We start from the raw sequence: 14,559 nt of genomic DNA, 5'->3' as shown, positions 1-14,559 counted from the left end.
TTAACAAGTCACAATGTAATAGTTCTTGCTTTTAAATTCCCATTTTCATGTAAAAATACTATTTTTAAAAATCATAGTTATATTGATATATTGATAAAAAGATGCATCCTATTAGGAGAAGAATAAATTGACAATATAAAAAACAAAATAAATTATAACGCTTATGGTAGTGGCACTCCCAGATTATTTATGATAATGGACTTAACAAAGATAGTTTGGAGAAAGTTTACGAGCTAATTTGCCAAAATAGTAATGTCTATGACAGATTTTTATAGCTTTACCTGGAATGGGGAAATCAAGTGGTACTGGTATTAATAATTCAGACGATATGTTAGATGCCTTACTTCCTTTTATTAATCAGTTAGGCATTACCAACCATCTTATATTATTTGGCCATGCTTATGGTGGATATTTACGTTTAGGACTTATGCAAAATAGTGTTATAGGTGCTCACCTTATTGCCCAGTCATTTACGCTCAAAACGGTGATAGCACATTAGAAATAAATAAAAAAAGACCCCTAATCATAGGGGCCTTCTGAGACTATAACGGGAGTTAACATTCTCAACATGCCCAAGGGCACGTTGAGAAACCCATCTCATATAATCTCACATGCCCTAAGGCATGCAAATAGATTATATCTTTCACAATTATTATTGTAAACATTTTAAAATTTAATAAAGTGATATATAAGTAAAACATGCAGGCGCAACAGAACTACTTGCACTTGCATGCTTTCTACTTATTCAGTGAATTATTGATCAATATTAATAAATTGTAATTCATAAACAGCTTTATCATCATAAGTGTTAAAGACGTCAATTTTACCGTTTAAATAAAGTTCTTGTTGTTTTCTACTTACATTATGCTTATACGTTAATTTAAGTTTTAAATTAGATTCATAACCATTGTTTTTAATAGTTTTTTCAATTTCATCAAATACATCTTTATTTATTGGTAATAAATATCCTTCTTTACTAGGAAGCATACTAACAAATTTTCTTTCTAATACCTCATTACCTTCAATATAAATTTCGATAGTGATTTGTTTAGCTGCGCCTCCACCTAAATTGTAGAGTTGTAAAAAGTCTTCTTCAGTTTCTCCATCTCTATTTACTGCGGTATTGTGCAATGTTAAACCTTTGGAACTTCTTTTTATTAAAATTTGATTGAAGCCGAGCGCTGGTATAAACGCTATTTTCATTTGATATAGTTGCAATGATACAGAAATAAAATAGAACAATGCCATTATAAATGTACCTATTTGTCCGATTGCGGATATCACATTCAACATAAAATTCTCCTTATTGTTTTATTCAGGAGACAGTAGTAGGGTTGATAACTGTAACATATCACCTACAAATTTTAAATAATTGAACACTTATTAATTAAAAAATAAAGTCATAACCCCTATCACCTTTATATAAATCAGTGCATTAAAATTTCAATAAAACATGGGTGCACTTCGTAATCAATATCACGATAACGGATAGCTACATAATCGTAATCAAAAATATCGTGCGGTAATTCTCTATACCATTGATTAGCATCGGTATAAGTGTGTTCAATTAAAACATTGTCTGCCTTAGATATATCTACCCACTCATCAAAAAGGCATGCGTAAATATGCATATTCAAAATAATTCCTCCTAGAAATTTATTAATATTGCATATAGATACACAAAACCATTAATAATTAATGGCCAAATTCCCTTAACCTACGTCTCAGACATTAACATTTATTAATATTTATGAAAAGCTTCTGAAAATTACAATCTTTATGAGTGAAATTCAACTTTAAGTCACCTAATATTTTTCAGTCCCTTGATGAAACAACAATACCCAATCGCCATCATAAAACTGCCACACAGAGCTTCTGTGGCTAATTACTCCACGCGTATTGTTTACAAGTTCATACGTACATAATCTTGCATCATCAGAGAGTTCATAAACTTCAAAATGATTAATTGTAAAGTCATCACAATTTAGAGCCATATTTTTGATGTCACTTTTGTAAAATACTTTGCCCGACTTACCAAATTCCTTAAAGTTGGGATGCAAAATATCCATAACTTTATCTATATTTTTTCTATTACTTGGTTTTAAATGCTGCCATTCATAGTCAATCACAGGTAATCACCCTTTAACGTTATTTATACTCTTTTAATGCTTTTAGTAATATAAATTACATTCCCTATTTCGAAAAAAATAGTATTATTTATATTTTTATAAAGTATTATGTGTAAATTTGAATAGTTCACAATTTTTATGTATACTACAATAAATTTCACATTTAAAAAAGGGAGACAATAAATGAAAAAATTATTATTTTTATTGCTAGCAAGTTTTTTAGTATTAGGTGCATGTGGTAATGATCACAGTGGTACAAAAGATAATAAGAAAGAAACAAAATCATCAACGAAAGATAGTGCGAAGAAATCAAAAGATAAAGAGAAGAATGATAAAAAGTCTAACGATGACAAATCTGATGACAAGAAAAATAATGATATGAAAAATGATAAGAACAGTAATGATAGTCAAGCTAATAATGACAGTGACAATCAAGCTGCTTCAAATAATGATGATCAAAATCAAAATACTAGTAATGAACAAGCTCAAAATCAACAAAATGAACAACAAAATACTAACCAACAGCCAACAACAACAGAGCAAAATCAAGCAAATCAACAAACACAATCAGCTCAGAGTCAACAAAATCAGGTAAATCAAATTCAACAACCACAAGCTCAGCAAAATCAACAAAATGGCACATTATCGAAAGCACAAGTTGAAAAACAATTAAAAAGTGGCGTTAACGTTAATGGTATTAAAGATAAAGATGGAGATACATGGTATCAAGCTCCAGGTAATGGAGACGTTATTGGTTACGAAAAACCAGATGGTACGACTTGTACTGTAGGTGGATGTACACCTCCGGATAAATAATAACTAAACACCGAGCGTTTAGCATTTTTGGCCAAACGCTTGGTGCTTTTATTTCCTTAACGATACTGTATAATGAGGGGTAAAATAACAAGGGGTTGGTATTATGTCTATTATTATTGTCGGTGGATCGGGTATGTTAACAAACACTATTCGTTGGGTTGTCGATAATTTCAACGAAGATATTTATTTACTTTCTAGAAATAAAGACAGTTATGATTCATTTTTATTAGAACAAAGTAATGTGCATTTTCAACATTATGATTACCTTCAACCCGAAACTTTCGATTTTACAATTAATGATGTGACACTAGTGATTAGTTGGGTTCACAGTAAAGGCTATGCTAATCATTTACGTTTCTTAAAAGCGCATGTATCATGGTCTAAAAATAAGCATCGCTATATTCATATTGTAGCTACGCAAAACTACAGTGACGCAGAATTACTTTCTTATCTATCCGCTTCAAATATTACTACTTCTACTGTGAGTTTAGGCTATAAAGAAGATACTGGTGGTCAAAAAAGATGGTTATATCATTCTGAAATCGCGCATGGCACGATATTAGCTATAAGTTCAGGCAATGATGTCCAAGTAGGCATAGTAGCAAGCAAGCATTGAACAATATTTTATATTAGGAGTGAAATTCATGTTCAAAACACCAATTACCAATCATTTAAGTTTAAAAATATTAGAAGAAAGAGATGCAGATGCACTCTTTGCTATCATTTCGAATAATAGAGAACATTTAGGTGAATGGTTGCCATTTGTGAATTTCACACAATCTAGTACAGATAGTAAAAACTTCATTAAATCAGCGCTCCAACAATTTGCTAGTAACGACGGCTTTCATTGTGGCATTTGGTATAACAATCAACTTGTCGGTGTAATTGGCCTTCATTATATAGATTCGTTAAATGAAAAAACTTCTATTGGCTATTACTTAGCCGAAGACTATCAACAATATGGCATTATGACTAAATGCACTCAGTATTTAATTAATTATTGTTTTGAGGAATTAAAGTTAAATCGTGTAGAAATACGCACAGCAGTAAATAACGTTAAAAGCCAAAACATTCCTAAAAAATTAGGTTTTCAACAAGAAGGTATCATTCGCCAAGCTGAAAAGCTTAATGGTCAATACTCAGATAGCTATGTCTTTAGTTTGCTAAAGTCAGAATTTGCACATTACGAAATTAAATAATAGCTCATTTTCTTTTACCGTTTCAATCATCATAAGTTAAGCAAACATTAAAACACCCTTCACAAAACGCACTTTGTAGTGACTAATTGTAAAGGGTGTTTACTTATCGTATAAATTCGTTCTTATTAATTTTAAGGTCAATCAACGATTACCAACGTCTTGCCCAATTTCAACTGATTTATCTTTTTTATTATAAATTGCACCTTGTACACTGCCGAAGTTCGGATCATTACGCTTTTCTTCAACGCCAAATCCTAAACTTTTGAAAATATTTATATCGTCTTTACTTGTCGCATTTTCATAGTAAATCGTCCCCCCATCATTGTAAAAACGTGGTTTATCGATTGACTCTTGTAATGTGCCATTATTTCTTAAGTAGTCAATAAGCACTTCATTTAATGTCGTCGGTATTTTATTACCACCCGGCGTTCCGATACCCATGTAATAATCGGGCCCCACAACGATTGTAGGTGAAGTAAAAGACCTTGGTTCTTTATGCTTACCTTTATAATTGGGACTTGCCGGGTCATTTGAAAAATTAGATAGCGAATTATTCATATAAAAACCTTGCTTTATATATTTTCCTGAACCAAAGAAACTAGATAATGTATTGGTCGTACTCGTCAATTTACCGTCCTTATCTACAACTACAAAATGCGTAGTGCTTGTATTATCGACATTATTTGTATTGAAATTACTATTCATATTTAGTTCATTTAGTTTTCCTAACAAGTAATCTTGGGAAAGGTATTCATCAAAGTCTTGATCATTGCCATTAACTATATCTCTATTACGGTACATCAGCGCTCTAGATTTTAACACTCCTGTAATATAATCAAGTCTATGATTAGCTGTTGCTCCTTGTTCGGTTGCTTCATCTACCTTTAAACCTTGTAACATAAGCGTGCCGCCAAGGGGATTGGATGCCGAATAAATTTTATTGCCCATATAATCTGTACTCACAGGTTCTTTAGCTTGGGTACGATAGCTTTTGAAGTCTTTTGCTGTAAGTTTATCATCCATTTGCTTAGATATTTTATCACCTATATCATTGTAAAAATAATCAGGCCCTTTATCACGTATACCTTTAAGTGTCTCTGCAAGAGCTGGTTGCTTAATCACATCTCCCTCGCGTTTCGTTTTACTACCTTCAAAGAATGGCGAATTTCTATCAACGTCAGAACCATAAAGTTTCAAACTTCGCTCTAACTCAGAATCCACTTCAAATCCTTCTTCTGCTAAAGGAATAACATCATTTAAAATGTCTTTTTCCGACATTTTACCACCAGCTTTATGTACATCATGCATACCTCTAACAAAACCAGGTGTGCCAGTTTGATCTTTATCTTTATAACCAAATGATGAAATATCTTTATATTGCCATTGTTTTGGCACACCGCCAGTTTTACCGTCGTAATAAAGCATTGCGCCTCCGCCACCAAGTCCAGAAGAGTGCGGTTCGGTAACGGCCAATGCATATGATACCCCGATAGACGCATCAATAGCATTGCCGCCTTGCTTTAATATTTGATTACCTACTTTTGTTGCGATTGGATTATTAGAAGCTACACCGTATTTTTTACTAGCATTAGATTGGTCATGATCCACAATTTTATTTTCATATAAATCATCTTTATTATAATTATCTTTTTTAGTAATAAAGAAAAAGATAATGGAAATAATAATTGTGAGGAGCAATATAACGATGAGCGTTTTTTTATTATAAATACTCATATTAACTTACTCCTTTAGATAAATAATGTTTGTTTTCTATTTTAAGTTCATAGTCTTCGTATTTATCAGTATCTTCATTTGATTTAACAAATGTAATTAACAAGAAGATAATAAGGATGATTGTTATAAATGTAATAGATAACCAGCGGTTTTTAAGATTCATAATGATAACCCCCTTTCACTTTTTTCAATTTCACTGAATCACTATTAAGATTATTCAATAACTTAATTTCTTCAACTTTACTTGGTTGTGCCCTCGTAACCTTGCCACCTTGAGATTTAATGGGTGTCACTAAGAAATCTGATTTTTTACCATCCCATCGCTGTTGTACCGTCATGCCTTGCTTATTTTTAGACAGAAAATTCTCAGATGTCACATTACCTAAACTATAAAATATATTTGTATGTTTATATTTTTCTACTTTTTGAATAACCGTGTTATGGCCAATGATGACGTCTGCACCAGCATCTGATAAAGCGTGAGCGTATTTTTGTTGCCTAGCAGTTACATGTTTCTCATCTGGGATTCCCCAGTCAACATTAACAACTACCATATCGTTATCTTCTTTTAGTTTTTTTAATAGCGGCATAAATATTTTTGGTTTCAAACTAATGGATGTTGTGTTTTTTAAAGAATTCGAATAGTCGGAGTCTACATCTGTAAAATCCACACTAGCTATCTTTTTTCCTTTAACATTTTGTTGGACAGTTTTACTATTAATTGGATTAGAGCCATTACCAGTTAAAAAATTGTACCCTAGTTGACCTTCAACATCCTTTTGTAAATCTCTTGCTTGTATATTATCTACTGAATTATTTATTAAATTTAAACTTTTAAGATTTAATTCTTTTAAATACAAAATATTATCAATATTTTCTTTCCTGTTCATCTTTGGATTGTCCGCAAACTTAGATAAATGCAGGCTTGCTGTTGAATAATCACTTCCTTTCAGGACAGCTTTAATAGCTCCAAAAGTATCGTCAAGGTCGTTTTTTCTTATGTTTGAATTCATGTTGATATTACCTAAATACGTCAAATTAATATCATCGTCTTGTTTAGTTACCGCTTCTACCGGCATACTTTTTTGCGCCTTTAAAATCAAGACTAATAGCACTAAAGCTAGTATTAATATGACTAATGTAAGTAAGAAATTATATCTTTTATGCAATTTCGACCATTTGAGCACCCGTTCTGCAATTGTAAATCTTTGTGATTTCCTCATATTTACAAACTCCTAACTAGTTAATGAAACTATAAAAGAATAAAATGGCGTATGTTATACAAGTTAGTAGCATACATGTCGATAGTGTAATAATCACACCTTGCTTTTGAATTGTATTCGCTATAATTCCTGGAATTACAATACCAATCCCTGACATTTCAACCATTTCAAACGGTGTTAATGGATAGATTAAATCGAAGAAAAATTTCAATATCATTCCAGTTAATATCATTGCTGCAAACTTTCGTCGTCCATACAAAATAACGTATTTACTAATACCATGGTTGACTATAAAATATGTAATACAGCTAATTATCAATACAGATAACAACATTATTGGTTGGTCAAAAATTAAAGCTAAATAACCTGGCACAACCATACCTGCTGGTGTAATACCGAATTTTTCTGCAAATATGAGACTCAATACAATACCTACAAACAATGAGAAATATAATTCTGAACCTACCATATTATTTTATCCCTTCTATAAACTGCGCTATTTTTTTTCCCGGGCCATGAATATTACCTACACAGAACACCAAAGCATTTTCGCACTCTGCATATAAACTTTTTTCAATTTCTCCAATATCACTATTTTCAAAGTTTAGATATTTTTTATCAGGATGACGTTCCATGACCTCTGTAATCATTTGCGTACTTTTACCTGTACAAATTAAGGTGTCGAATTGTACGTCTTCGATAAAATCTTCAGCAAACATTTTTGTCCTATCCACCCTATCCGCACGACAATTTAATATGATAATTCTCTTTTTATATGGATAATTGTATGACTCGACTTTTCTTAAAATAGCCTTAGAGGATTTCGTTTCGTTTGCAGCGAATGCATTTACATAAACATTCGTCGTATGATTTGCAGTGAAATATTTAATTTCTACAGCTCCCGAATCAGGCGGAGCATTTAACATGCCTTGTAATGCTATTTCTTTATCAATCCCTAATGCCTCTGCCACACCTAAAGCAATAGCAACATTATCAGGAAAGACTAAATACTCAAATTTTCTTAAATATGTTTCTGGTACTTCATCTTTATCAACAACAATGAGTTTAGATTTTCGCTTTTTCGCTACCTTGGCAAAATAGGAAGTATAATCATCTTTCATTACGATAAGATGTCCTTTATAAGGTATTGTTGCTGTAAAAGATTGCGCCACATCTTTTAATGTGGGGCCTAAAACATCCATATGATCTTCCATAACATTAACGATGACCCCGATATTGGCCTTTACCAAATCTTTTTGAAATGTAATTTGATAATCTGGATTTACTGCCATACATTCATTCACGAGTGCATTGGCTTTTTGCTTCACAACTTTTTGAACAATGTCCCTTTGTTCACCAATATTCGCACCTTGAGGTTTTCTATATACTGGATATTCTTGTGAAGTGAACCAGTACAACATACGTGCATCTGTCCCAGTAGTTTTGCCAATAACTTTGTATTGATCTTCACGTAAAATACTATAAATGAGCCTCGTAATCGTTGATTTGCCCCTGATTCCATTAATATTTATACGTATTGGAATTTTTTCTAATCGTCGAGAGTGTTTCTTTTTCTCTACTACGCCTAACCACATGATTAACACCACGCAAATTATGATAAGTAACAATTTGTGTCCCTCTTTTCATTAAGCTGTTTAGTGTTTAACGTTATAGAAATAAATGATTTACGCTAATTTATGAATATATAAATCTCTAATCAACGTATATTTTTATTAATTTATTCTATTAACGACATATTATCATTCAGTTATTTAGCTAGTTTTAAACATATAAATATTTTGTAAATATAATCTAAAGTCATATTTACATTTGGATTAAATTCAATATTATCTATATTTATAATTATTTAACCTTTATTAAAGAGTGATTCATTAACGACTTATATCTAAAATGAAATATACTTTTACGCTTACTTTACATTGGATTAAAACAGCTATGTTATTTTTTAATTGAAGCAAAATATCAAGCGTTAACTTAGGGAGGTAGTCATGAGTAAACCTGTTAAATTGGCAATAGGGATTTATCTTGGGACAATTTTAATTTTATGCTGTGGATACTTAGTTTTAATACTTGTAGGAAGTTTTCAAGGCAACGATATGCGTGGAGCGATTACCGACGCTAATAATACTAGAAATCTTGAAAGTGTCGGAGATATCGAGCAAGATTCACAATTTTGGGATGATCACCTAATCTTAAATATTCCTTAATTTTTAAATGTTATCGGCATAAAGCAACCACACCTCAGAAATTGAGAGTGTGGTTTTTAAAATATTTAATATTGTAGTGCTATTATACGCCACCAATGTAACCGATTGTTGCGTCAGTTACTTTAACGTTTACAACTAAAAAAGCACCCCATAAGTTAGATTTTTAGTCCAACTTTTGGGGTGCACATCCTTTCAGTAACATGTGAGTGCTTTTATAAATATTTTTCGAGTCTAAATAGACCTTCTGAATCCGGTTCGGCAATATCGTTTTTATACATATAACCATGTTTACGATAAAAATCAACAGCTGTTATCGATGCTGGAACCTCTACTCTTGTGGCACGTTTAAAATATTTATCATTTTCTAGCGTTTCAATTATTAAATTCCCAATGCCTCTGCCTTGATATTGTGGATCTACAAAAATTGTAAATAGGCTGCTCTCTATTTCACTATCCCAGTATGGTCCAATAGCACCAGTACCAATAATTTTCGTATCATCGACAATCAAATAAAAATGAGTAAAACTTGCCCGCTCTATTATCTTTTGAGGTGTTATATCAATAATTGCTTTTTTAATCACAGCTTCAGGTTCGTATAATGCATTTGTAGTTTTTAATGTTCTTATAATCAATTCTGATACTTTATGCGCATCTTCGGTTTCAAATTGTCTAATTTCCATGACTATCACCCAGTCCAACTAACTCAATTTTTGAAATATCGCCATCATCGTTGATTACTCTTAAATCAATATTTTTTAGCGCTTGCCAATCACTAAAGGAGAATTTATCAAAATAATTTAACATCAAAGCAATTAAATTGCCATGACTAACAACTAGCGTATTTTCAGTTGGATCTAATTCATGTAAAAAGCTAATTGCTCTTTGTTCAGCTTCACGACTACTCTCCCCACCGTGTAACTTCAAATCATAATCATTAAAAGTTTTTTCTAATAAGGGTAAAAATGATGTTAATGTGTCAGAAGTTAGTACACGTTCCGTTAATCTTTCGTCTATAGTTATCGTTTTTTGCATAGACAACGCAAAAGGTTCTACCGTCTTAATTGCTCTTGTCATAGGGCTTGAATAAATTTTGTTAAGCTCAAGTTGTTTTAATATCGGTATTAGGGACTCAGCTTTCTGTCGACCATCTTCAGTTAATGGTGCTCCTTTATTTTGACTTTCAGCCTGACAATGTCTTAATAAATACAACACACTACTCACCCTTAACAAATAAACATTTAAATGCTTCACATAACATAATTGCTTCTTCAGAAAATGTTAAATTGTGTTCTTTAAATTCTTCATTAAAAAACTCTAAATGCGCTTTTCTCCAATATGCCAAGCTTCTGTCCCCTTCACCTTCATTATATGCATGTGTTTCAGTCACATTTTTAAATTTTGTAGCATATAGTTCAGTCGTTTGAATCACACATATCGGTTGCGCTTTACTATTTAACACAATACTTAGCTCCTCTGTTTGAGGTAGTGGTTCATTATCTAATTCATAAAGGCTATATGCACTCGTTGTTGATGTTTTAATCACACGACATACTAAGTCAGCTAATAGATCTTGGTCAACACCAAATGCCCATGCAGTATAGTTAGCGTCTTTATATTCTGGATATTTAGTAATAAATTCATTCCAAAATGCTTCAATAGACACGTTAAGCACCCCTTTTACATAGTTATTAACATTGCATAATTACTAGTATTATAACTATTCTTCACTCTGCTTACTACCTTATTTATAAAAACACTGTTTTTAATAATAGTTCCATGCTCATCGAAATATATCATTGTTATAATAAAATTATTAAAGAGAGGTGCTAACTAATGACAATTTATAAAAATATTTCTGATACTGGACAATTAATTAGCGAACCAACACGTATGACTATGTTAATGAATTTATCTAGCATGAACGCTTTAACTGCTGGTGAATTAGCATGCGCATCCAATATCTCACCACAAACAGCAAGCGCACATTTACAAAAATTGTTAAACGGCAACCTAATAATTGAACGCCGCCAAGGTCGTCATAAATACTATGAACTTTATAATGAAGACGTCGCTAAAGCACTTGAAAGTATTGCGAATATCTCTGGTCCGCTTGTTTCAAAATCACTCAATCAATCGACTTATAAACAAAAACTAGAGTTTGCACGTACTTGTTATGGTCATATTGCCGGTAAATTAGGTGTTATGATTACCAATGCGTTAATCAATAAAGGTTACCTTGTCGAGCAGCATAATGAATACTATCAATTAACCGACACTGGTAAACAATGGTGCGAAAGGTTAGAAATAGATATTTACCAATTGAATATTCGTCCCGAAGTGTTACCTATGCATATTGATTGGACCGTACGTCAAAATCATTTAGCAGGGCCATTGTCACTCGCAATAACGAAACAATTTATACAACGAGGATGGCTAAAATTGGGAGATTTAAAAAGAGAAATTCTTGTGACGCCTAAGGGAAAAGAAGCTTTATGTATGGAATTAGACATTTGTGATTTGTAGTCAGCATTTTTCGCTAATAAAAGTAGGAAGTCAGTCTACTTTTTCATAGAAAGCTTATTAAGATTAAAAAAGATAACTGATTTGAAATAACTTAAATTAACAGCATTCAAATCGGTTATCTATTATAGTTTGTTTTTGTTATAGCTGCTTTACAAACCCTAGAGATTGCTTTTTAAAACCATTAGCTTGATAAAATGCATGTGCATTTAGACGCTCTTCTCGATTACCACTATTTAACGCCAAAGCTTCACAATTTAACTGATGCGCTAACTGTTCTGACTCATTAAGTAATAATGTACCGTTACCCTGTTTTCGATAATGGCCATTTACAACGAAAGCTAAAATACGTAAATAAACACCAGGCTTTTCAAAATTCATCATGCGACACATGCCACTAAACCCAATAATGTCACCATTTCCATTGATTAGCAGCAACATGTAATAATCGTCGTGTTTATTTAATTTTTCTAAACGATCCAGTAATTCTTCTTTAGTAGTCGGGTAGCCTAACTGTTCATATAAAATAAGAAAATTGTCTATTTGTTGCAAATCATCATTATTAAATAATCTTGTAACAATGCTCATCTAATCACCCTTATTTATAAAAAGTCATGTGTGGTTTAGTTTCTTTGTAATAGTTTATACGATCTTCTAAAGTTCCTGTATGTAATTCTAATTTATGTCCATCTGGATCTAAAAAATAGATAGACCGTTTATCTCTCACATCTCTAGCTCTGCCATTTAAAATAATGACATTATTATTCTCTAACCAATTATATCGTCTCACTCCTTTTTATTAAATGCTGCCTAATCCTTTGACTTGTTCATCATATTCTTTAGTGAGCTCGTTACAACTTATTACTTTACCTTCATCATTGAATGTAAATACTGCATAAACCTCAATGTTGCCTATACTATTGTCCTTTTTCTCAACAATGACATCATATCTTAAAAACACACTTTGTTTGTCTTCATCTATCAACATATCTTTAAAAGTTTCAATTGTTAAACTTTTTACTACAGCTTTTAGTTTTTCTAAATGTACTTTAAATTCATCGATATTTGTTGTGATATGGTCTGTGACTTGAACATATTCGGGCGCAAAATATGTGTCTACTTTATCTAAATTCAATTCAATCAATATATCGAGATACACTTGTTCAATTTGTTGTTGTAATTGTTGTTTATTCATAATTATCCCCCTGTAATTAAGTTCATATTCCAAATAGCGTATTATATATTTACACCTTAGCACTATATCTACAACTATAAAAACATTTTAATAGCTTTAAAAAGAAAAAAGGAGCGGAGCCAAAATCTTATTTTTATAAGAATCTTTTGTAGCCCTATACCTGCAAGGATGACTAGTGTTGACAGCAGCTTGGCACAAGCGTATTTTCAATTCAGTCATCTACTGCCCATATAAAAGTAGAGCCTGAAGACAGTATTATCCCAGGCTCTAGTCTTATCTTATATTCAATTTATGCTTCGTCTTGAACTTCTTTTACAGATTGTTCAACCTCTTCACGTGATACTTTTTCGCGACCTGATTTCATAGCTTTTAATGTTTTATGCGCCAATACTAAAGGTAAACGACAAAACATTTTGATACTTCTTTTCTTAACTGCTTTAATGTACTCGTCAGCTTTGGCTAAATTAGCTTCTGCATATTCGAATAAGTCGTCACGTGTCCAATCGTCAGGGACAAAGCTTACTTTTCGTTCATCTAAATCTTCTTGTTCATTACGTAATATATTTACAGCTTGTAAACCACGGCCATAACCAATTGCTAAATCTCTGTCCGTTTGTTCATTACCATAAATGTGCCATAAATCAGACAACATGACGCCTACCAAACCTGCAACATAGTATGTATATTCATCTAAATCTTCTCGCGTATGAATTTCCCAATTTAATTTAGACCATTTAGACATACCATAAGCTGTTTCACTAGAGTGCTCCATTACGGCAGGTAATGCCGCTTCAGGACATACTTTAATCCAGTCTCCTAAACGAATTGATACATCTGGTAAAATATCTTTTATTGGTGCAATGATCGATGCATATGCATTTTCATCAAATGGTTGTTTAAATAGTTCACTTATTTGCAATAACACCGTATATTTCACGTCATTACTTATGTCTGGATGATCTTCAATTTCATCAACTGCACGTAGTATTAAATATGCTGAAGCGACTGCATCCTTTAAATCTTTTTCTAAAAAAGTAATAGGAATATAAAATGTACGGCTTGTTGCTTTTAACATGTTCATTGCATCTTTATAATCTTTTTTATTTACCACTGCTATTACTCAACTCCTTTTCTGCATTGAAACTTTCAAATTGACTTGTAGTTTATTAAAAATAATTTTATTGATGACGTTATCAAACATTGATTCCGAACCTGAGCCGTATAGATTCAAGGGCACCATTAACAGTTATTTCAAAATTTAGAGAATTTAATTGCTAAAATTTTACCAACTGAGTTACATGCGTATTCATATGTGAATCAATGTGCCTTAAGTAGTTAAAAACGCATTATTTATATTAATTGTATAGCCTAATTATAGCATAAGTTATTACATTGAAATATCAATGTCCATCTTACTCACTCTAGCAGCTAATGTTACGTTATTAAGTTAATCATAAGAGAAATTAATAAACAAATAATAACTTAAGTCGTAACCAATTTTTTATTTTAAAAATT

The 14,559-nt window shown here is 31.8% G+C and carries 20 protein-coding genes and 1 pseudogene; 6 read left to right on the top strand and 15 right to left on the bottom strand.

What is annotated here, in order from left to right; translation table 11 throughout:
* Positions 1 to 286 precede the first annotated feature (286 nt).
* Positions 287 to 499: a hypothetical protein gene (locus RPL90_RS01695; protein WP_313541937.1), complete on the top strand. Its 213-nt coding sequence runs from the start codon at positions 287 to 289 to the stop codon at positions 497 to 499.
* Between the two features lie 254 nt (positions 500 to 753).
* Here the strand turns inward: RPL90_RS01695 and RPL90_RS01690 are convergent, their stop codons facing one another.
* From RPL90_RS01690 to RPL90_RS01680, 3 genes are all read right to left on the bottom strand, one after another.
* Positions 754 to 1,293 carry a hypothetical protein gene (locus tag RPL90_RS01690; RefSeq protein WP_313541934.1) on the bottom strand — a complete coding sequence of 180 codons (540 nt, stop codon included), beginning with the start codon at positions 1,291 to 1,293 and terminating at the stop codon, positions 754 to 756.
* A 134-nt stretch (positions 1,294 to 1,427) separates the two neighbouring features.
* The gene (locus RPL90_RS01685; RefSeq protein ID WP_398573844.1) at positions 1,428 to 1,637 is read right to left on the bottom strand and encodes a hypothetical protein; all 210 of its coding nucleotides are present in this window, start codon (positions 1,635 to 1,637) and stop codon (positions 1,428 to 1,430) included.
* A gap of 168 nt (positions 1,638 to 1,805) precedes the next feature.
* Positions 1,806 to 2,129: a nuclear transport factor 2 family protein gene (locus RPL90_RS01680; protein WP_313541931.1), complete on the bottom strand. Its 324-nt coding sequence runs from the start codon at positions 2,127 to 2,129 to the stop codon at positions 1,806 to 1,808.
* A 183-nt stretch (positions 2,130 to 2,312) separates the two neighbouring features.
* On the opposite strand from RPL90_RS01680, the gene RPL90_RS01675 reads away from it, so the two are divergent.
* From RPL90_RS01675 to RPL90_RS01665, 3 genes are all read left to right on the top strand, one after another.
* On the top strand, positions 2,313 to 2,945 hold the full coding sequence (locus RPL90_RS01675) for a hypothetical protein (RefSeq protein ID WP_313541928.1): 633 nt from the start codon (positions 2,313 to 2,315) through the stop codon (positions 2,943 to 2,945).
* 103 nt (positions 2,946 to 3,048) lie between these two features.
* Positions 3,049 to 3,561, top strand: coding sequence for a Rossmann-fold NAD(P)-binding domain-containing protein (locus tag RPL90_RS01670; RefSeq protein WP_313541925.1), 513 nt, complete (start codon positions 3,049 to 3,051; stop codon positions 3,559 to 3,561).
* A gap of 28 nt (positions 3,562 to 3,589) precedes the next feature.
* Positions 3,590 to 4,144, top strand: coding sequence for a GNAT family N-acetyltransferase (locus tag RPL90_RS01665; RefSeq protein ID WP_313541922.1), 555 nt, complete (start codon positions 3,590 to 3,592; stop codon positions 4,142 to 4,144).
* 141 nt (positions 4,145 to 4,285) lie between these two features.
* Here RPL90_RS01665 and RPL90_RS01660 read toward each other — a convergent pair whose 3' ends face one another.
* The 5 genes from RPL90_RS01660 to pgsB are packed head-to-tail and all read right to left on the bottom strand — an operon-like array spanning position 4,286 to position 8,729.
* Positions 4,286 to 5,878 carry a gamma-glutamyltransferase gene (locus RPL90_RS01660; RefSeq protein WP_313541920.1) on the bottom strand — a complete coding sequence of 531 codons (1,593 nt, stop codon included), beginning with the start codon at positions 5,876 to 5,878 and terminating at the stop codon, positions 4,286 to 4,288.
* Position 5,879: 1 nt separating this feature from the next.
* Positions 5,880 to 6,041 carry a hypothetical protein gene (locus tag RPL90_RS01655; RefSeq protein WP_313541917.1) on the bottom strand — a complete coding sequence of 54 codons (162 nt, stop codon included), beginning with the start codon at positions 6,039 to 6,041 and terminating at the stop codon, positions 5,880 to 5,882.
* Positions 6,031 to 7,101, bottom strand: a complete 1,071-nt coding sequence (locus tag RPL90_RS01650) for a CapA family protein (protein ID WP_313541915.1) — start codon at positions 7,099 to 7,101, stop codon at positions 6,031 to 6,033. The genes RPL90_RS01655 and RPL90_RS01650 overlap by 11 nt, the downstream gene beginning before the upstream one ends.
* Positions 7,102 to 7,117: 16 nt before the next feature.
* Entirely contained in the window at positions 7,118 to 7,570 is a 453-nt protein-coding gene (gene pgsC / locus RPL90_RS01645) for a poly-gamma-glutamate biosynthesis protein PgsC (RefSeq protein ID WP_313541912.1), read from the bottom strand.
* 1 nt (position 7,571) lies between these two features.
* Positions 7,572 to 8,729, bottom strand: a complete 1,158-nt coding sequence (pgsB, locus tag RPL90_RS01640) for a poly-gamma-glutamate synthase PgsB (protein ID WP_313541909.1) — start codon at positions 8,727 to 8,729, stop codon at positions 7,572 to 7,574.
* Positions 8,730 to 9,110: 381 nt separating this feature from the next.
* On the opposite strand from pgsB, the gene RPL90_RS01635 reads away from it, so the two are divergent.
* Positions 9,111 to 9,329 carry a hypothetical protein gene (locus tag RPL90_RS01635; RefSeq protein WP_313541906.1) on the top strand — a complete coding sequence of 73 codons (219 nt, stop codon included), beginning with the start codon at positions 9,111 to 9,113 and terminating at the stop codon, positions 9,327 to 9,329.
* A gap of 212 nt (positions 9,330 to 9,541) precedes the next feature.
* Here the strand turns inward: RPL90_RS01635 and RPL90_RS01630 are convergent, their stop codons facing one another.
* From RPL90_RS01630 to RPL90_RS01620, 3 genes are read right to left on the bottom strand one after another with little or no spacing between them, the layout of a single operon-like run.
* Positions 9,542 to 10,009, bottom strand: coding sequence for a GNAT family N-acetyltransferase (locus RPL90_RS01630; RefSeq protein WP_313541903.1), 468 nt, complete (start codon positions 10,007 to 10,009; stop codon positions 9,542 to 9,544).
* Complete coding sequence (locus RPL90_RS01625; protein WP_313541901.1) at positions 9,999 to 10,538, bottom strand: histidine phosphatase family protein; 540 nt, start codon at positions 10,536 to 10,538, stop codon at positions 9,999 to 10,001. The genes RPL90_RS01630 and RPL90_RS01625 overlap by 11 nt, the downstream gene beginning before the upstream one ends.
* Positions 10,539 to 10,542: 4 nt before the next feature.
* A complete protein-coding gene (locus RPL90_RS01620; RefSeq protein ID WP_313541899.1) occupies positions 10,543 to 10,992 on the bottom strand; it encodes an ASCH domain-containing protein in 450 nt (149 codons plus the stop codon).
* Between the two features lie 170 nt (positions 10,993 to 11,162).
* Here RPL90_RS01620 and RPL90_RS01615 point away from each other — a divergent pair, with 170 nt between their 5' ends.
* Positions 11,163 to 11,852, top strand: coding sequence for an ArsR/SmtB family transcription factor (locus tag RPL90_RS01615; RefSeq protein WP_313541896.1), 690 nt, complete (start codon positions 11,163 to 11,165; stop codon positions 11,850 to 11,852).
* A 138-nt stretch (positions 11,853 to 11,990) separates the two neighbouring features.
* Here the strand turns inward: RPL90_RS01615 and RPL90_RS01610 are convergent, their stop codons facing one another.
* From RPL90_RS01610 to RPL90_RS01595, 4 genes and pseudogenes are all read right to left on the bottom strand, one after another.
* Positions 11,991 to 12,437 carry a GNAT family N-acetyltransferase gene (locus RPL90_RS01610; protein ID WP_313541893.1) on the bottom strand — a complete coding sequence of 149 codons (447 nt, stop codon included), beginning with the start codon at positions 12,435 to 12,437 and terminating at the stop codon, positions 11,991 to 11,993.
* Positions 12,438 to 12,447: 10 nt separating this feature from the next.
* A pseudogene (locus RPL90_RS01605) lies at positions 12,448 to 12,621 on the bottom strand (VOC family protein); the annotation flags it as partial.
* Between the two features lie 27 nt (positions 12,622 to 12,648).
* Complete coding sequence (locus RPL90_RS01600; RefSeq protein WP_313541890.1) at positions 12,649 to 13,044, bottom strand: nuclear transport factor 2 family protein; 396 nt, start codon at positions 13,042 to 13,044, stop codon at positions 12,649 to 12,651.
* A 289-nt stretch (positions 13,045 to 13,333) separates the two neighbouring features.
* Positions 13,334 to 14,155 carry a squalene/phytoene synthase family protein gene (locus tag RPL90_RS01595; RefSeq protein ID WP_398573843.1) on the bottom strand — a complete coding sequence of 274 codons (822 nt, stop codon included), beginning with the start codon at positions 14,153 to 14,155 and terminating at the stop codon, positions 13,334 to 13,336.
* Between the last annotated feature and the right edge of the window lie 404 nt (positions 14,156 to 14,559).

The sequence above is a fragment of the Staphylococcus kloosii genome, assembly GCF_032139365.1.
In the GTDB taxonomy this organism is placed as follows: domain Bacteria; phylum Bacillota; class Bacilli; order Staphylococcales; family Staphylococcaceae; genus Staphylococcus; species Staphylococcus kloosii_A.
Note: the sequence above shows the minus strand (reverse complement) of the source record. Positions and strands in the feature narration are given on the sequence as shown.